Annotated in this window: 18 protein-coding genes; 2 read left to right on the plus strand and 16 right to left on the minus strand. The window is 39.4% G+C overall.

Going from position 1 to position 17402, the window contains the following annotated elements; genetic code table 11:
* Nucleotides 1–46 precede the first annotated feature (46 nt).
* Nucleotides 47–838 carry a formate/nitrite transporter family protein gene (locus tag PTI45_RS21540; RefSeq protein WP_069329635.1) on the minus strand — a complete coding sequence of 264 codons (792 nt, stop codon included), beginning with the start codon at nt 836–838 and terminating at the stop codon, nt 47–49.
* A 612-nt stretch (nt 839–1450) separates the two neighbouring features.
* Here PTI45_RS21540 and PTI45_RS21545 point away from each other — a divergent pair.
* Nucleotides 1451–1753: a hypothetical protein gene (locus tag PTI45_RS21545; RefSeq protein ID WP_069329636.1), complete on the plus strand. Its 303-nt coding sequence runs from the start codon at nt 1451–1453 to the stop codon at nt 1751–1753.
* 88 nt (nt 1754–1841) lie between these two features.
* On the opposite strand, the gene PTI45_RS21550 is transcribed toward PTI45_RS21545, so the two are convergent.
* Together PTI45_RS21550 and PTI45_RS21555 are read right to left on the minus strand one after the other, a co-directional pair.
* The gene (locus tag PTI45_RS21550; protein ID WP_069329637.1) at nt 1842–2408 is read right to left on the minus strand and encodes a DUF420 domain-containing protein; all 567 of its coding nucleotides are present in this window, start codon (nt 2406–2408) and stop codon (nt 1842–1844) included.
* Nucleotides 2409–2517: 109 nt separating this feature from the next.
* Entirely contained in the window at nt 2518–2799 is a 282-nt protein-coding gene (locus PTI45_RS21555; RefSeq protein WP_069329638.1) for a GNAT family N-acetyltransferase, read from the minus strand.
* Nucleotides 2800–3052: 253 nt separating this feature from the next.
* On the opposite strand from PTI45_RS21555, the gene PTI45_RS21560 reads away from it, so the two are divergent.
* Complete coding sequence (locus tag PTI45_RS21560) at nt 3053–4639, plus strand: methyl-accepting chemotaxis protein (protein WP_069329639.1); 1587 nt, start codon at nt 3053–3055, stop codon at nt 4637–4639.
* Between the two features lie 104 nt (nt 4640–4743).
* Here PTI45_RS21560 and PTI45_RS21565 read toward each other — a convergent pair whose 3' ends face one another.
* From PTI45_RS21565 to PTI45_RS21620, 13 genes are all read right to left on the minus strand, one after another.
* On the minus strand, nt 4744–5514 hold the full coding sequence (locus PTI45_RS21565; protein ID WP_069329640.1) for an NAD-dependent epimerase/dehydratase family protein: 771 nt from the start codon (nt 5512–5514) through the stop codon (nt 4744–4746).
* Nucleotides 5515–5526: 12 nt separating this feature from the next.
* Nucleotides 5527–8994 carry a PAS domain S-box protein gene (locus PTI45_RS21570; protein WP_245703528.1) on the minus strand — a complete coding sequence of 1156 codons (3468 nt, stop codon included), beginning with the start codon at nt 8992–8994 and terminating at the stop codon, nt 5527–5529.
* A gap of 205 nt (nt 8995–9199) precedes the next feature.
* Nucleotides 9200–9625, minus strand: coding sequence for an OsmC family protein (locus PTI45_RS21575; protein ID WP_069329641.1), 426 nt, complete (start codon nt 9623–9625; stop codon nt 9200–9202).
* Nucleotides 9626–9658: 33 nt separating this feature from the next.
* Entirely contained in the window at nt 9659–10405 is a 747-nt protein-coding gene (locus PTI45_RS21580) for an amino acid ABC transporter ATP-binding protein (protein WP_069329642.1), read from the minus strand.
* Between the two features lie 21 nt (nt 10406–10426).
* Nucleotides 10427–11071 (minus strand): amino acid ABC transporter permease, encoded by a 645-nt coding sequence (locus PTI45_RS21585; protein WP_069329643.1) that lies wholly within the window; start codon nt 11069–11071, stop codon nt 10427–10429.
* A gap of 87 nt (nt 11072–11158) precedes the next feature.
* On the minus strand, nt 11159–12037 hold the full coding sequence (locus tag PTI45_RS21590; RefSeq protein ID WP_069329644.1) for a transporter substrate-binding domain-containing protein: 879 nt from the start codon (nt 12035–12037) through the stop codon (nt 11159–11161).
* 14 nt (nt 12038–12051) lie between these two features.
* Nucleotides 12052–12642, minus strand: coding sequence for a TetR/AcrR family transcriptional regulator (locus PTI45_RS21595; RefSeq protein WP_069329645.1), 591 nt, complete (start codon nt 12640–12642; stop codon nt 12052–12054).
* A gap of 201 nt (nt 12643–12843) precedes the next feature.
* Nucleotides 12844–13011 (minus strand): hypothetical protein, encoded by a 168-nt coding sequence (locus tag PTI45_RS24295; RefSeq protein ID WP_161594286.1) that lies wholly within the window; start codon nt 13009–13011, stop codon nt 12844–12846.
* A gap of 241 nt (nt 13012–13252) precedes the next feature.
* Nucleotides 13253–13714 (minus strand): SRPBCC family protein, encoded by a 462-nt coding sequence (locus tag PTI45_RS21600; RefSeq protein ID WP_069329646.1) that lies wholly within the window; start codon nt 13712–13714, stop codon nt 13253–13255.
* Nucleotides 13715–13749: 35 nt separating this feature from the next.
* Nucleotides 13750–14214 (minus strand): SRPBCC family protein, encoded by a 465-nt coding sequence (locus PTI45_RS21605; RefSeq protein WP_139129304.1) that lies wholly within the window; start codon nt 14212–14214, stop codon nt 13750–13752.
* A gap of 34 nt (nt 14215–14248) precedes the next feature.
* Nucleotides 14249–15106, minus strand: a complete 858-nt coding sequence (locus PTI45_RS21610) for an aldo/keto reductase (protein ID WP_069329648.1) — start codon at nt 15104–15106, stop codon at nt 14249–14251.
* Between the two features lie 221 nt (nt 15107–15327).
* On the minus strand, nt 15328–16203 hold the full coding sequence (gene aguB, locus PTI45_RS21615) for an N-carbamoylputrescine amidase (protein WP_069329649.1): 876 nt from the start codon (nt 16201–16203) through the stop codon (nt 15328–15330).
* A gap of 45 nt (nt 16204–16248) precedes the next feature.
* On the minus strand, nt 16249–17277 hold the full coding sequence (locus PTI45_RS21620) for an agmatine deiminase family protein (RefSeq protein ID WP_069329650.1): 1029 nt from the start codon (nt 17275–17277) through the stop codon (nt 16249–16251).
* Nucleotides 17278–17402 lie beyond the last annotated feature (125 nt).

Consider the following 17402-nt stretch of genomic DNA (forward strand, 5'->3'; position numbering starts at 1 on the left):
CTAGGCTGGTTTTTTTGCTTATTTTTTATGAGATACATTGATCTTTTTACGCTTCATGTTCTTCATCCATAAACGGTTTGTTGACATAGTAGTACATGGTAGACATAAAGACTGCTCCACCGATCAGATTCCCAAGCGTAACAGGAATAAGATTATGAATAACACCCGCAAAATTAATATTCGCTGGATGATCGACCACTAACGCAATCGCAAAAGTACACATATTAGCAATACTATGTTCATATCCAGAAATAAAGAAACAGAATACAAATAACATCATCGCAAACAGTTTGGCGCCGTCGCCTTTCAAGCCCATCGGAATAAAGAAGGCGAGACAGACGAGCCAGTTACACAATATCGCACGGAAAAACAATTGCATCGTAGGCGCTTCCATTTTATGCTGAACGACATTTAACAGAAAAGCATTTACCGAATGATCTGCATATAAGCCGGTTAAGAAAATCAGTAGCGCAAATGCACACGCCCCCAGTATATTGCCGAAGTAACTGGTAATCCACATTCGTATCACATCTAACCACCTCAGCTTGCGCCGTATCGCAGCATAGGAGTAATAGAATGTATCTCCTGTAAATAGATCTCCACCGCCGTAAGAGATCAATATGATCGCCGCTCCGAACGTTAACGCAGCCATTGGATACGCCATCGGGGATTCTACTGCATAAAAGAAGTTCCCTGTTTTAAAAGCAACAATAACGCCAAACCCGATAAACATACTGGCAAGCATCGAACGCGATAAATAACGAAGCTTGCTTTGTTTGTAGATCCGATTTTTTTCGAGTGCTAGTTTTTCGACCTGTCGTAGCGATTGTACTTCCATACATTCACCGTCCTCGTTATTAAGATGTGTTCGATGTGCTGTTGATCATAGACATTATAATCTTCTTTACACCGTTGTTCGGATATTGAATATGTATTCTACTAACGAGATTGTCCCTTTTCCGATGTGCTTTTAAGTATAGACAATCTGACGGTTACTGTATCACAGGTTGATTATTTGGAAAAGAGGTTATAATGTATATCATAGATTTATATGTAAATTTATACTGTGTATAAAAATTTATACTAGAATAGTACTAGAAAATGACCTTTCTTATTGTGACTAGGAATATAAGTAGGACATAGTTCCTATTTATCGACAAATTGTGACTAAAGTCGTATTTGCTATAACATTTGAAAATAATTCTACCGAAATGATAGTATAGACATTAACAGACACACATTGGACACATCATTTTTCAGTAAACAATGACCTTAGATCTAATTCAAAGGTCTTGATCATATATATAGTTTTCCCTTATGTATCAACACTTTTATTGGACTGTCGTTATAGTTTGTTCATAAATTCGTCAAAATTTAATCCGAATTTAAGGTAATTAATGTGAAAAAGTGTTAATGTAAATTTACAATTAATAATAAGAGGTGACCGAAAATGACAAATACAAGTAAAGTACAACAACTTCGTGATATGCTTCCAAAAGACCAACAATCTATTACTCGGTATGTAGAGCACGCATTAGAATCTATTGATGAATTGGTTGAAAAACACCGCCAATATACTGCTTCACTTGCAATCTATGGTGACAGAATCAATGGTAACGAAGAACGCGTATACCGTGATACGATCGCTGAGATCAAAGCACAATTGGTAGAAACATTGGAAAGAACAGTAGAAGACTTCACTCACAAAGGTGACAAACACTGGCAGAACAATTATAAAGACGGAATCGTATAAGATACGCTTTTTACGATAACTTAATTATCGCTTCATATCAAAAAACCGCAGCCCGGATCGCTGCGGTTTTTTTGTGTATTCATATGGTTCAATAATACGGCGCCATCATTAGATATACGATAACACCAGTAGAACTTACATATAACCAGATAGGCATTGTCCAACGTACAATCTTTTTGTGTTTGGCAATCTGCATTGTCCATCCCCACACTAGAGCAAAAAGAGAAAGTGGAACAATAATAGCAGCCAGAAAACTATGAGTAATCAGAATAAAGAAATAAATAGGACGAATAATACCTACACCACCGAATTTAGCTGTTTCTGGTGATAAATAGTGAAACGTCAGATACGTCACTAGAAACAATAACGTCGATGAAAAAGCAGCTAAAATAAATCCACGATGGACTTTAATATTCTTTTTCAAAATAGCAATCAATGCTGCAACTAGAAAAATAAACGTAAAACTGTTAAAAATGGCATTCATCCGTGGCAACATTGTAATATCAAAACCGACTGTCCCTTTGTAACCAATCGCTGGTGAGAAAAATAACAGCAGAATAATAACGTTAGCAATCACCGATACTGTAATAATCGTTCCGGCAAAGTTTTTATTCGTTTTTGGTGTTACCACATTAGGTTGTGTATTTTTATCCATGCAAACGCTCCCCATCTTTCAAGTTCATACTCTCATTATAGTTTTATATTGGAGTTGAGGGTAAGCACTTTGGTGACAACAGTTTGAACATTTCAAAGTTGTTTGGATTTTAAACGTCTTTACGCCAAATATCGTGATAATCTTTATTGCGTTTGAATAGGGCTAATGCATAGGAACAAGCAGGCACAACTGTTTTCCCTTGTTCACGTGCGATATCGACAGCACGCTTCACCAGATCTTGCCCTACTTTCTGACCACGTAACTCTTCTGATACAAAAGTATGATCAATAATCATTGATTGCTCATCATAATCACTAAATCCGATTTCAGCTTTGGTTTCTCCATCTATTTGTAGAGCAAGTCCTTGTTCTGTCTCGATTACTTTTTCCATCTGTACAATCTCCTTTTTTGCATGAATCTGCAAATGTGTTTGGATTTACTTCCTATTATTGTTTTATCACCTTTATTGCTAGTCCAGAAACAAGTCTGCTATCAACGCCATATCGTGCATATTTTAACTAAATATTTGCAAAATATTAATTTTTTTTAAATTTTGGTACAAAAGTTTTAATTTTCTATTAAGAATTATCAAATAGTGTCGAAATATATATCATGTTTACATTATGCACTTGGGAGGTTTGGGTATGCAGTGGTTTCGGAATTTGAGAACATCAGTCAAAATTATTTCTGCTTTTTTAATTATTACCTTAATCTTTGTTGCTTTCGGATTATACAGTTTGCAAAATCTAAAAGATCTGAATACTAAGGCTAAAAATATGTATAGCCATAATCTTATAGCGGTTAAAGATTTATCCGAAGTGGAAGTTTATTATCAACGCTTACGGGTAGCTGTTCGTGATTTGAGTACAGCACAGACTCCAGAAAAAGAACAAACATTACTTACTAAAATGACAGACTTTCAAAAAAATATGGAAACTTTGGCTCAAACGTATGGTAATTCCATCACCACCACAAATGAAAAGCAAGAATTTGATCAATTTAATCAAGCGTATAACGATTACTTAACGCTGTATGAAGAAGCTACTCGTTTGGCAAGAGCCAATAACTTAGCTGCATTTAACGAATATAAAGACAATACCCTTAAACCTGCTGGCGATCAGGTGGCAGATAGTATCTCTGGCATGATTGATAACAACTCGAATCTTGCTCTACAAGCCAGTCAGGAAATTGAGCAAAGTTATGCAGCTTGTGTCAAAATCACTATCGTTTCTCTTATTCTAGTAACATTATTTAGTATTTTGCTAGGTTCTCTTATCTCACGCAGTATCTCGTCTCCTCTACGTAAGCTTACAGATCTGATCTCTAACTATGCCAAAGGCGATCTTAGCCAGAGCTTAGAAAATCATAACAAAGACGAAGTTGGACAATTGTCTACATCGGTTCATACCATGGCTGATAACCTACGTCAGTTGATTACACGCATTACAGTATCTTCTGAAAATGTAGCTGCTTCTTCTCAAGAAATATCAGCAAGTACAGAACAAATTGCAAATACCAGTAATACACAAGCAGAATCTGCTTCAATGATTACTGAATTATTTAAAGAGCTATCTGCTGCGATTGATTCTGTAGCCGTTAGCGCAAGCGGAGCCGCTGAATTATCTAATCTGACTGTAGATATGGCACAGCAAGGTGGACAGATTGTAAGTGAATCTAAAGCATCTATGCATGAGGTCAGTCAATCCATGAACAAATTAGAAGAAGATTCTCAACGTATCGGTGATATTATTAGCGTTATTGACGATATTGCGAATCAGACTAACCTTCTTGCGCTAAATGCAGCTATTGAAGCCGCTCGTGCAGGCGATCAAGGTAAAGGATTCGCTGTCGTTGCTGATGAAGTCCGCAAACTGGCTGAACGTAGTATAGATGCTACCAAACAAATTTCTACGATTATCAAAGTGATGCAAAAAAATACACAAACGAGCGTCAAAGCTGTTACTGAAAGTGTGACCCAATCGGTACAGACAGAAGAAGCTTTTCAAAAAATTGTTCATGTGGTGAATGATTCGGCGATTAAAGTTAATGAGATTGCTGCCGCTTGTGAAGAAGAAGCCGCTCAAGCCAATGAAGTAATGTTTGCTGTTGAATCCATCGCTGCGGCTAGTCAAGAATCGGCTGCCGCTTCTGAAGAAACAGCCGCAACCTCACACTCTTTAGCACAACTTGCTGAAGAATTGAATACCGCTGCTTCTGTATTTAAAGTATAAGTAGCTTCTATTCGATACGCTTTAACCCAGACAAAAGCCAGTCATCTTCGCTTCTGATCTAAGATCGGATTCGGAGATAACTGGCTTTTTATGGATGATTCAAATTATTCGTGTTGCCCGCCTTGAAAAGCAGTCTCATCTTGAGGAAGCTGTTCTTTTTGGGTATTCTCAGCCGCTAATAATTCAGCGGCATTATCTTGAGGACGATATCCGATCTCTTCGGCGAGATAATCAATATTATAATAATTATCTGTATTGGCTGATGTGCCATACAGATTCATATACTTGCGATCGGCTGGCGCTTCGATACAGCATTTGACCAACTGAACAAGATCACGTTCAGAGATCCAGATATGAGTTGCACGCTCAGAATGAGGACGATCATCACCGGGAAAGTTACCAATCCGAATATTAAATGAAGACAGTTGATGTTGATCACTATACAATCGACCTAACAATTCAATATAACACTTACTTAATCCATAAATGCTATCCGGACGATAAGGATCATTCACATCAATATCTTCTCCTACTTTGTAGAAGCCTGTGGAATGATTTGAACTTGCGAAAATGATCCGTTGTACTCCATTTTCTTTGGCAGCTTCAAATAAGTGATAAGCACCGGTTACATTTACAGGCAAAGCTACTCCTAGAAAATCATCTTCATCTTTTTGCCAGGCGATATGCAGAATCGTATCCATCCCGATTGTTTTTTCTTTAATTTGCTGTGCATTCGTAATATCTAACGATTCGATTCCTTGATCAGCATCGGCTTCAATATCTGTTGCTAGTACATCATATTCTTGTTGTAACCCTCGATAAAGACTGCTCCCAATCACACCACTCGCACCTGTTATTAATAGTTTGCGCTTCATGTGATCCCTCCTTTATTCGGATGACTGAATGTATTTAGCATATTGTTGTAGTGCACGATCAATCTCAGGGAAACGTAATGGCTTGCTGATAAAATCTTGCATCCCTGCATCCAGACACATCTGCCGATCTTCCATACGAGCAAAAGCAGTTACTGCGATAATCACAGGTTGCTCTTGTTCTGTCAGACGTGCTCGAATATTACGAGTCGCTTCGATTCCATCCATTTCAGGCATTTGGATATCCATAAAAATAATATCGTACGGATGAGCAATCGCTGCCGATAATGCTTCCCGTCCATTATTAGCGACATCAGCTTGATAGCCAATTTTTTTCAAAATTTCTACCATTAATCTCTGATTCACCGGATGATCTTCTGCCAAAAGAATCCGTAAAGGACCATATTTGAATTCAGGTGTGAGATAGTGATCTTTGTAATGACTACTCGCTCCTATTTGGATCGCTCTATCCATAGATTCTTCAAAAGGTTGAAAAGGAACTACAAAGCAGAAGGTAGCCCCTTGTCCTTCTTCACTATCCACATCAATAGAACCACCCATCAATTCGATCAACTTTTTGCAAATAGCCAGTCCTAGACCTGTACCGCCATATTTACGATTAATGGCAGGATGAAGTTGAGAGAACGATTGGAATAATTTATCCTGTTTGTCGGATGAGATCCCGATTCCGGTATCTTTGATCTCAAATTCCAAAATACTTTCTCCTGTAGGTCGTATATCTAACAACGAAATTGATAGACGTACACTTCCTTGATCAGTGAATTTAATCGCATTACTAATCAAGTTAACCAATACCTGTCGCAATCTCGATGCATCGCCTACCACAGAAGAAGGGACTCGATGATCCACATGGTACGTCAGCTGTATATCTTTTTCGGCTGCCCGTGAAGTAAAGAGATCAAGTACACTATCCACTAGAACAATCAGATCAATCGGTTCATGATCAAGTACCATTTTACCAGCTTCTATTTTACTGAAATCGAGAATCTCATTTAGAATATGCAGTAAGGCATCACTGCTATCTTTGATAATTTCGGTGTAGCTAAGTTGTTCTTCATCAAGCGGTGTATCTGCAAGCAATCCAGCCATTCCGATAATCCCATTCATCGGTGTACGAATCTCATGACTCATAATCGCCAAAAATTCTGATTTCGCACGATCGGCACGTTCTGCAAGTTCTTTGGCACGAATAATTTGCTTTTCATTCGTAATATCATTAAAAACAATAACAGCACCTTTGCGTTTGCCACGATCCCAGATGGGTGTGATACGATAAGACACCAGAAAGCTTGATCCATCTTTACGCCAGAAAATAGCTTCCTGTTCTTCGTGAAAACAGCCTTCTAGCAGTGCTACATAGATCGGGTTCTCCTTAGCGACATAAGGGCCGCCATCAGGATGAGCCAACTGGAACATATCCAATAAATGCTTACCAATTAATTCACGTGCATGATACCCTAACATACGAGTCGCTGCCGGATTAATAAATGTAGCAACTCCTTCATTATCCAGTCCAAAAATACCTTCTGATACTGAATTCAAAATAAGCGTATACTCGTTGCTTAATTTCTCAATCTGTTCGATATATCTTCTCATTTCAGTGATATCGGTAGCAATCCCATACACACCCACAATTTGCTTGTCGACCACGATGGGTACATTTACAAGGCTAATTGCACGCCGATCCCCATTTTTCAAAATAATTTGAGATTCATACGTCTGTGGTTTTCCTTTTAAAGCCAGTTCAAAATGTTCTGCGGTATCATAGATATCTTCAGGAGCCACTAGCGGTTCAAAAGGCATGCCGATCAATTCGGCTTCTGTACGTTCTAACAATTTTTCCATATTGGAATTAACTGTGGTATACCTACCGTTAACATCAAATGAAAATACACCGGCTGGATTATATTGAAATAATGACTTGTAGCGTTGTTCACTTTCTTCAATCAATAAAGCCGCTTGTTTGCGTTCATTAATATCACGCGCAATCGACACCATTTCTTGAATATGACCTTGATCATCATATACATAACGACCGGACAACTCCATCCATACATAGCTGCCTGATTTGTGACGTTGGCGGTAAGTGATCGGTTGAGGCTGTTCCCCTTGCAAATTAAGAGTCATATATTCTTTAACGTTATCAACATCATCTGGATGAATATAATGAATTGCCGGTGTACCTTCTAACTCTTCCGGTTGATAGCCTAGAATCGAGTAACACGCAGGTGAGCAATATAAATAGGTCGTATCTTCAACAGAATTACGTGAAATAAAATCAAGTGACTGCTCAGAGATCAAGCGATAATTACGCTCGCTATCTTTCAGTCGCTCTTCCATACGTGTACGCTCTGTAATATCTTGCGTCATCCCGATCAGATGAATCGGTTGCCCTTGGTCATCCAGAGCGGCACTCCAATGCGATTGCAAATATTTCATCGTCCCATCGGCTAGCACGATCCGGTACACATGCTCTCCGCCTTCACCTGTAAGTAACGTATAGCGAATCGCTTTACGGAAATCAGACAGGTCTTCTGGATGAATCATTTTCAAAACATCTTCACTATAGGGCTCTTCAGACTTAAACACATATCCGAATAAACGTCTGGTCTCTTCAGCAAAGCTAAATGACTTATTGATAATATCCCAATCCCATGCTCCAATATGAGCAATCCGTTGTGCTTCAGCTAAGCGATCTTCATTCTTTTTGCGTTCATGTACATCCCGTCCAACACCTAATACCTTCTCAATCTCACCTTGCTCATTACGCACTACTTGAAATAAAATCTCAAACCATAAATAATGCCCTTTTTTATGCTTGAGACGGCGGGTCATTGTACCCCATTCCAGATAGGTGTTACCGCTATTTTTCATTTGTAATGCATCATCAGGATGGTAATATTGCATCCGATCTTGTCCGATCATTTCCTCAGGATGATACCCGAGTACCGTATAAAATGAATCCGAGACATAGCGTAGTATTCCCTCTGGCGTACTATATGAAATTAAATCCCGTGCATTCTCTGTAATTAAATTATACAAATCTTCATTCTCAGCAATAATCATTTCATGCTCTTTCTGGGACGTAATATCCTGGAATTGAGCAATATAATATAAAGGTTGCTGATCCACATCTCGAATCAAAGACACATCAACAGATGTCCAGATCAAATGACCTTTATAATGTAAATAACGATGTTCTGTATGATACAATTCCGATGAACTTTCTTTCATTTGTGTATATATACTTTGATATCCTGCTTGGAATTGATCTTCTAAACGGGTAATATTCTCTTCACGCATGCGGCACATTTCTTCTTCAGAGTACCCCAGCATGTTGCAAAAAGCAGGATTCACCTGTAGCCATGCTCCATCGCTTGGTGAAATCACAGCAATCCCGAAAGGAGACATACGATATATATGTTCGTAAATAATTTGGTTTTGTTCTGAATGGTTAATCACTGTATTCCCCTCCATGTTGCCGTACACACTCTCACGATTTCGAATTGGAAATCTTCTATATCTATAAACTACCCTTTAATACGTTTAACGAATAGGCATTGGCGATCTTTATTATGTATAATTTTTCACGTATATTCCTTTGAAATTATTCTGTTGATATCAAAAAAGAGATATCTTGTCTAATGAACAAGATATCTCTTTCTAATTAAGCAGGTTGTATGACTTCTTCGCCGTTCAGAATGAGTCGATAATGAATATCTGCACTCAATGAATCGGATACGGCACAGTATTTTTCTTTTCCCATCTGGATTGCTTTCCATACACGGTAATCTGGAATATCACCATCGACTTTGAAAATAAGATCGATCGCTGTGAACCCTTTAGGCATAGCTTCTCTGCGCGTTCCTTCTGTCTCGATTTCAATCTTGTGAATATTATGCAAAAATGTATCCAAAATCATCGTAATATCAATACCGATACAACCTGCTAGACCTGCAAGTAATAACTCCATTGGTGTTGCGCCTTTACCATCTCCGCCATACGCAGCCGTAGCATCCATTCCGATCGGATAACCCGAAGGCCCTACAGCTTCAAAAGCTCTTTTACCATTCCATACTGTTGTTACATTCATTATGTCTACCTGCTCTCATTCGTTTATTTGAAATTAATAATCCATCACTTTACTAAGAAAACGTTGGGCTCTTTCTGTCGCTGGTCGCTCAAAAAAGGATTCTGGATCAGACTGTTCTATAATACGTCCTTCATCCATAAAAATAACTTTATTCGCCACCTGACGGGCAAATTTCATCTCATGGGTGACCACAATCATTGTCATCCCTTCTTGCGCCAGCGATTTCATCACATCCAACACTTCACCGACCAATTCAGGATCAAGTGCAGATGTCGGTTCGTCAAATAAAATAATTTCAGGCTCCATTGCCAGTGCACGTGCTATGCCTACACGTTGCTGTTGTCCACCAGACAAACGGGAAGGATACTGATCTTTCTTCTCCAATAACCCTACACGGCTCAGCATTCGTTCGCCAACATGACGAGCATGTGTACGTTCTAACTTTTTGACCATACGCAACGATTCCGTGACATTGCCCAAAGCCGTTTTGTGCGGATACAAATTAAATTGTTGAAAAACCATACCGGTCTGCCTGCGAATTTGAAGCATACGTTGTTGACGTTCTTTCAGCTTCATAGTGCTTGTTACTTCGATACTGTTCACTTCGATAGAACCTGCACTTAGATCTTCTAATCCGTTCAAGCAACGTAACAATGTACTTTTCCCTGAACCGCTGGGTCCTAGCAACACCACAATCTCGCCTGCTTGTATATTCAGATCAATCTCATGTAATACGGTATGTGTGCCAAATGTTTTGGACAATCCACGAGTTTGGATCATAATACTTCCCTCACATTCGTTTTAGTATGCTTTAGCCAATCGTCGTTCGATACGTTCCAATATCGTTGAAAAAATCGTACTCATGATCCAGTACATAATCGCAATTCCGATATAAAAAGGCATATAAACATAATATTGAGCAATCAACAAATCAGCCGATCGCAATAGATCGGTTACTGTAATGACAGATACCAACGATGTTTCTTTAAGCATCCCGATAAAGGTATTGCCCATCGGTGGAATGGCGGTACGTGCTGCTTGGGGTAACACAATACGCCACATCGTCTGCGCTGAAGTCATCCCTGTTGCATAGGCTGCTTCTGTCTGACCTTTGGGAATCGACAAAATCGCTCCACGAAAGGTCTCTGATAAATATGCACCAATATTAATACTTAATGCGATACAAGCCGCTGGAATAGCATCCAGTGTAATGCCATAATCGGTCAGTCCGTAATACACGATAACCAGTTGAACGAGAACAGGTGTCCCTCGAATAATAGAGACATAGAATCTCGCAACCCAGCGAATCGGACGATTGCCTTGCATACGTGCAATCGCGACAATCACACCGATAATCAATCCAAAAAACATAGATATGATCGTAATCAACAATGTATAACCTGCACCTTTTAAAAGAAAAGGTAGGTTATCCCATACTAATTGCATACGTATAATCTCCCTTCTTGATCACGGTAAAACAGAAGACTGCGCACCGTAGTGAACGCAGTCCTGATCAAGCTTTCATCTTTACTATTATTCAGCAGCAGGCTTTTCGCCAAACCATTTGACAAAAATAGTCTCATACGTGCCGTCTGCTTTCATATCAGTTACTGCTTTATTCAATGCTTCTAATAGTTCAGGATTGTCTTTACGAATAGCTATACCCGCTTGGTCGGATTTGATCGCATCACCGACAGCTTTGATTTTGAATCCATTTTCTTCAACGATCGGTTGGAGTGCATAAATATTGTTGATTGTGGCATCAATACGTCCTACATTCAAATCTTGTAATGAAGTAATCACATCATTGTATGTTTTGATATTGAAGTTACCGACTTGTGGCAACACTTCTGTACGAAGGTAGGTTTCATCATTCGTTCCAAGACCTACACCGATATTTTTATCTTTAAAATCAGCTAGCTTGGTAATCTCGTTATTATTTTCATTGACGATGATTTTCACCTGATTGGTAATATAAGGATCAGAGAAATCCAGTTGTTGCTTACGCTCATCTGTAATTGTAACCTGACTGATAATCGCATCGAATTTGCCTGCTTGTAGACTTGGAATTAGACCGGAGAATGCTTGTGTTGTAAATTCAGCTTTTACCCCTAGACGTTTGGCAACTTCTTTGGCGATGTCTGCATCGAATCCGTCCACTTCTTTGTTTGCATTCAAAAAGTTATAAGGTGCATACGTACCCATCAGACCGACTTTAAGTACACCGGCAGATTTAATATTTTCGAGTTCATTTCCTGAAGCTGTTGTTGCTGTGCTTTCTGAAGTGGTATTACTTGCTGTATTCGTATCTGCTGAACGTGGAGTGGCATTACCACAAGCACTCAATACCAGTACAACCATAAGCAACATAGCCAAAGCTATCGGTGTAGACGTACGACGCAATAATTTCATTCTATTATTCTCCTTTAATCGGTTCTGCCTAGCAGACCATAAAATTCAAAACGTGCTGTTTCTTTAGCCAATTGTTCAGCACTATGATTCAACAGACCAGAAGATGAACCATTAGCGGCGCTAAACAACCAACGGACAACAATACCTTCGATCAGACTCATTAGAAAAGCTGCACGTACAGAAGGTTCTGTCTGTGCTGGCAACATCTCTAACTCTACCGCCCGCTGAATATTGTGTACAAATCCTTGCTCCATCTGTGAACGAGTGAGCATAATCTGCTCACGTACAGCTTCACTAAATCCTGTACCATCTAACAACATCCGCATCAAATGAGTATGTTGTTCTGCAAATTGAAATAATTGATATAGTAATTTCTCAGAAGCTTGTACCATATCATCGGCTGTACCAGAATGTGTGCGATAACCAACACCGATCACTTCTAATAATTGTTGTCTACCTTGCTCTACAATTTCGAGCGCAACACTTTCTTTGCTTTTGAAATACCAGTAAAACGTTCCTTGCGCAACGCCTGCTTCAGCTACAATATCTGAAACTTTTGTAGCATGATAACCAGACTCTACAAATTGCTTGAGCGCGATCTGCATTAACTTTTCTCGCTTCTCGATAGCATCCTGTTCACGAGCACTTAATGTTGTATTATCGATACGATCAACCCCTTGATTGACTCGTCAGTCGGTTTATTTTTAAATCCTATCCGATAACTTGGTATTTGTCAATAAAAAAACGCCAACCTCGTATGTAGCATACGTCATCGGCGTTTCAGTTCTATTTGTTTCAATGATATCTTAGTAATTGTTATTTGTTGTATTGGATGAATTACCTGATTTTTTGTCGCGCATGGATGTTGCTACACGACGCACTTGAGAAATTACTTTATCACGTGCACTTTTATTACGCATAAGATATGCTGCACCCATTCCGATTGCACTCCATAACGCTTTTCTTCCAGTCATTTTCATTTCCTCCTTCATTCTATTCAATATATACGTTAATTTCATTTGATTCCTTGTGTGTATTGCTTATCTACAACTTACCCGCTTGTTTCTAAGTTAAACCTTATATAAGCAAGGATTAAAGAATAAATAATTAAAGTTGAATTTATCTTAAAAAAGTTATTCAACAACTGACATAACAGAATTTCTTTTTAGATATGTACAATCTGCAAATCTAAATATAATGATTTACAGACTTTATTTATACCAGACGCGCGCCCAATTGATTAGATATACCGCGCACAGCTTCCCCCATAACACGATTATGATTCCAGATAAAGAGAGGACGCAACAACGGTTCCCAACGTTGCATCCATGGTTTATTGGTGTGTACTTGCCAGTTGTAATGTAAGCGAGTGTATGCTCCGCTTTCTTGCAAACGAAATACGCCCTGTCCGCTCAAATCGCCATACGCTTCCAGACAAATCAGTGTCTCTTCTTGCTTTTCAGTCACAACGAAATCAAGCGAAATAGTGTACCATAGCTTGGTTCTCATATTCATTCTGTATTTATCGCCTATTCCATTTTTGCTTGTGCCTTCTTGTAAACGTTGAAAGGATACCCCTTGCCAGCAACGAAGTTGTTCAAAGTCTTTAATCAAATTCCAGACTTCATGTCTACTCGCTTCCAATAACCAGCTTTCTGTAAATTGGTATTTCCCCATAATGATGCCCCCTGTGTGCAAAAATGATTATATGATCAACGATAGATTTTGGTTGTATGAGAAGCTTCAGATACATGGGCTTGTAAATGGCGACCTACTCCTGCTACTCCTTCATCCATTACTTTATTATGACTCCATACATAGACAGGGCGCATCACAGGATTGGTCACTCGTAACATCGAATGATCCAGACGTACTTCCCAGATACAACGAATCAATGTCGCACGTCCATCATCCAATTCTTCCAAATAACAGGTACCTTCTCCAGCCAGAGGGCCTTCAACCCTTAATTTAAACGTAGTTGGTTTACTTTTATCCACGACTTTCAGAAAAATTTTGAGCTTAAATAGCATTTTAGTCCGAAAAGTACATTCGTACTCATCCCCTATTCCCTGTGCATCATCGGTTTGCTTTACTTTAGCAAAAGTGACGCCTTGCCAGAAATCGATATCTTCGAAATGATCTACAAGTTCCCATAATTTTGCTCTTGGCGTCTCCATCTTCCAGCTACTGGTGAACCGATAGTGGTACATATCAAATCATATCCAAAGAAACTTTGTGATCTGGAGCCGGGAAAGCTTGATTCAACTGGTTGATCTCATCTTCACTTAACATCAACTCTGCTGCTTGCGCATTGCTTTCCACATGACTACGACTAGATGCTTTGGGAATCGCCAGTACATTGCCATCGCGAATACACCATGATAGTAACACTTGGAAAGGGTGAACTCCATGTTGTTCTGCAATCTGTTGTACCGTAGCATCGGTCGTCAGTTCACTTCGTAATGATCCTGCTTGAGCTAATGGAGAATACGCCATAACAGGCATTCCTTGCTCTTGTTGCCACGGTAACAAATCTACTTCAATACCTCGTGATCCCAAATGATACAATACCTGATTGGTAGCACAATGATCTCCATTAGGTAATTTGATCAGTTCCTGCATTTCTTTCGTGTCTAGATTAGATACACCCCAACGGCGAATCTTACCATCTTGCACTAGCTTTTCCATTCCTTGAATCGTATCTTCCAGAGGAATACGTCCACGCCAGTGCAACAGATACAAGTCTAGAACATCAGTACCCAGTCGATTCAAGCTTTGTTCACAGCTACGAATCAGAGAATCTCCGCCTGCATTGTGAGGATAGACTTTGGATACTAGAAATACTTGATCTCTTATCCCTTGAATCGCTTCACCGACTAACAACTCGGAACGTCCTTCACCATACATTTCTGCGGTGTCGATCACTGTCATGCCTAACTCTACACCATATTTCAACGCGTCGATCTCTTCTTGTCTGCGAGAAGAATCATCGCCCATATTCCATGTGCCTTGTCCGATTGCAGGTAGAACGGTTCCATCTTTAAGTGTAATTTGTCGTTTGTGGGTCATCTGTAATCCTCCTTAGCAGTCTGTTCATCCTTTAATTTATTATTAACCGTTATTAAGGTATTAAGAACAATTCATTGACTTGGCATCTATTATAAAAAGAGTTACACCCCATATCAAAGTCTGGATAGCACAAAAAAACACCTTGTGATCTACAAAGATCACAAGGTGCTAGTATCAGCTAATACTTTAAATTGCTTTACATCATTACATCTATAAGTGAATTACAGTTTTTTCTCGCCATCATACGTACCGATAATACCGTACAATTCAGGACGACGATCACGGAAAATGCCCCATTCCAGACGTTGTGTTTCCAATTGATCCAGATCAAATTCAGCAACCAATACGCCTTCGCTGTTACGATCTGCTTCTTGAATTTTGTTTCCTTGCGCTCCTGCAATAAAGGAAGAACCGTAGAAGTTGATTGAAGAATCTTCGTCTTCTTCTTTACCGATTCGGTTCGATGCGATCACAGGAATCAAGTTCGCTCCTGCATGGCCTAGCATACATGCTTGCCAGTGATCTTTGGAATCGATCGATGTATCTTGTGGCTCAGAACCGATTGCTGTCGGGTAAAATAATAATTCTGCACCCATCAATGCCATACAACGTGCCGCTTCAGGGTACCATTGATCCCAGCAAATACCTACGCCGATTTTGGCATATTTGGTATCCCATACTTGGAATCCAGTATCTCCCGGGTTGAAGTAAAATTTCTCTTCATATCCTGGGCCATCTGGAATATGACTTTTGCGATATTTACCAAGAATCTCACCATCTGCATCGATCACAGCAAGTGAATTATAACGAGCATAATTTTTCTTTTCATAAAAGCTAATTGGCAAAACGACATCTAACTCTTTAGCCACTAGACGGAAATGGTTGATCGCTTTGTTTTGCTCAAGTTCAGTCGCGTATTGATAATATTCTGCTTTTTCTTTCTGGCAGAAATATGGAGTCTCGAACAATTCTTGTAGCAAAATAATCTGTGCACCTTGTGCCGCCGCTTCACGAACCAATTTGTCTGCTTTGCGGATGTTGTCATCGATATCCCAAGTACAGCTCATTTGAGTAGCCGCTACTTTTACATTTCTCATGATATTGTAGTCATCCTTTCTATAGTACGGTTATTGATTATGCTATTAAGCTTGAGCTGGAATTTGTTGCGTTGTACAGTGAACATTACCGCCTTCACGAATAACAGCCATACCATTAATCGCACGAATCTTACGATCCGGGAATGTCGCTTGTAATACATTCATCGCATGTTGATCTGCTTCTTCTGCTGTGCCACCGAATACCGGTAGAATAATACCACCATTGACGAAATAGAAATTCAAATAGCTTAGCGTCAAACGCTGTTCACCATGCATAACCATTGGTGGTTGCTGAATTTCGATAATTTCTAATTTGCGTCCTTGAGCATCGACAGCATCATTTAAGATACGTAGATTTTCTTGCGTAATCTCATAATTATCATCGGCAGGATCATGACACACTTGAATAATCACTTTACCCGGAGCTGCAAAACAAGCCACATTATCTACATGTCCGTCTGTCTCATCTCCAGCAAGTCCACGATTAAGCCAGATGATTTGCTCCACATTCGTAAAATCTTTAACATGTTGTTCAATTTCTGCGCGCGTTAGATCAGGGTTACGGTTCGTATTCAGCAGACATTCTTCTGTCGTTAACATTGTTCCTTCACCATCGACGTGAATTGAACCGCCTTCAAGCACAAGTGGTGCATCGAATTGACGAATATTAAGATGTTTGAGAATCGCTGGAGCCACTGCATCGTCCAGATCCCACGGCTCGTATTTGCCACCCCAAGCGTTAAAGTGCCAATTTACCCCTGCACGTTCACCTTTATCATTCACTACAATCGTAGGTCCATTATCACGTAACCAAGCATCATTATGTTCAAGTGGCAAAAAGTCTACCGCTTGACCTTCAAAGCGTTGGCTTACTTTTTCTAGATCATCTGGATTAACAATCAGTGTAACAGGCTCAAATTCAGCGATAGCACTGACTAATTCTTCATATCCATCACAGACTGTAGCATAATCATCAGGATAGACCATCGAATCCAAAATCGGCCATGATAATAATGTACGTTCATGTTGTTCCCATTCCGCAGGCATCTTATATTGCAAATCTATTGGTTTCATTGTATTTATTCACCTTGTCCATTCATAAGTATTAGGATGATTTCACAACCTACATCATACAATACCTGATCCTGTTGTACCAAGTGATTTCAGTAAATTTTATGTAAACACTCTAACAATCTTTT

It is taken from the genome of Paenibacillus nuruki, assembly GCF_001721045.1.
Lineage (GTDB): Bacteria > Bacillota > Bacilli > Paenibacillales > Paenibacillaceae > Saccharibacillus > Saccharibacillus nuruki.

Excerpts from the sequence above, each read along its gene's own strand:
- PTI45_RS21540 (WP_069329635.1), bottom strand. The coding sequence starts at position 838 with ATGGAAGTACAATCGCTACGACAGGTCGAAAAACTAGCACTCGAAAAA.
- PTI45_RS21545 (WP_069329636.1), top strand. The coding sequence starts at position 1,451 with ATGACAAATACAAGTAAAGTACAACAACTTCGTGATATGCTTCCAAAA.
- PTI45_RS21550 (WP_069329637.1), bottom strand. The coding sequence starts at position 2,408 with ATGGATAAAAATACACAACCTAATGTGGTAACACCAAAAACGAATAAA.
- PTI45_RS21555 (WP_069329638.1), bottom strand. The coding sequence starts at position 2,799 with ATGGAAAAAGTAATCGAGACAGAACAAGGACTTGCTCTACAAATAGAT.
- PTI45_RS21560 (WP_069329639.1), top strand. The coding sequence starts at position 3,053 with ATGCAGTGGTTTCGGAATTTGAGAACATCAGTCAAAATTATTTCTGCT.
- PTI45_RS21565 (WP_069329640.1), bottom strand. The coding sequence starts at position 5,514 with ATGAAGCGCAAACTATTAATAACAGGTGCGAGTGGTGTGATTGGGAGC.
- PTI45_RS21575 (WP_069329641.1), bottom strand. The coding sequence starts at position 9,625 with ATGAATGTAACAACAGTATGGAATGGTAAAAGAGCTTTTGAAGCTGTA.
- PTI45_RS21580 (WP_069329642.1), bottom strand. The coding sequence starts at position 10,405 with ATGATCCAAACTCGTGGATTGTCCAAAACATTTGGCACACATACCGTA.
- PTI45_RS21585 (WP_069329643.1), bottom strand. The coding sequence starts at position 11,071 with ATGCAATTAGTATGGGATAACCTACCTTTTCTTTTAAAAGGTGCAGGT.
- PTI45_RS21590 (WP_069329644.1), bottom strand. The coding sequence starts at position 12,037 with ATGAAATTATTGCGTCGTACGTCTACACCGATAGCTTTGGCTATGTTG.
- PTI45_RS21595 (WP_069329645.1), bottom strand. The coding sequence starts at position 12,642 with ATGCAGATCGCGCTCAAGCAATTTGTAGAGTCTGGTTATCATGCTACA.
- PTI45_RS24295 (WP_161594286.1), bottom strand. The coding sequence starts at position 13,011 with ATGACTGGAAGAAAAGCGTTATGGAGTGCAATCGGAATGGGTGCAGCA.
- PTI45_RS21600 (WP_069329646.1), bottom strand. The coding sequence starts at position 13,714 with ATGGGGAAATACCAATTTACAGAAAGCTGGTTATTGGAAGCGAGTAGA.
- PTI45_RS21605 (WP_139129304.1), bottom strand. The coding sequence starts at position 14,214 with ATGGAGACGCCAAGAGCAAAATTATGGGAACTTGTAGATCATTTCGAA.
- PTI45_RS21610 (WP_069329648.1), bottom strand. The coding sequence starts at position 15,106 with ATGACCCACAAACGACAAATTACACTTAAAGATGGAACCGTTCTACCT.
- aguB (WP_069329649.1), bottom strand. The coding sequence starts at position 16,203 with ATGAGAAATGTAAAAGTAGCGGCTACTCAAATGAGCTGTACTTGGGAT.
- PTI45_RS21620 (WP_069329650.1), bottom strand. The coding sequence starts at position 17,277 with ATGAAACCAATAGATTTGCAATATAAGATGCCTGCGGAATGGGAACAA.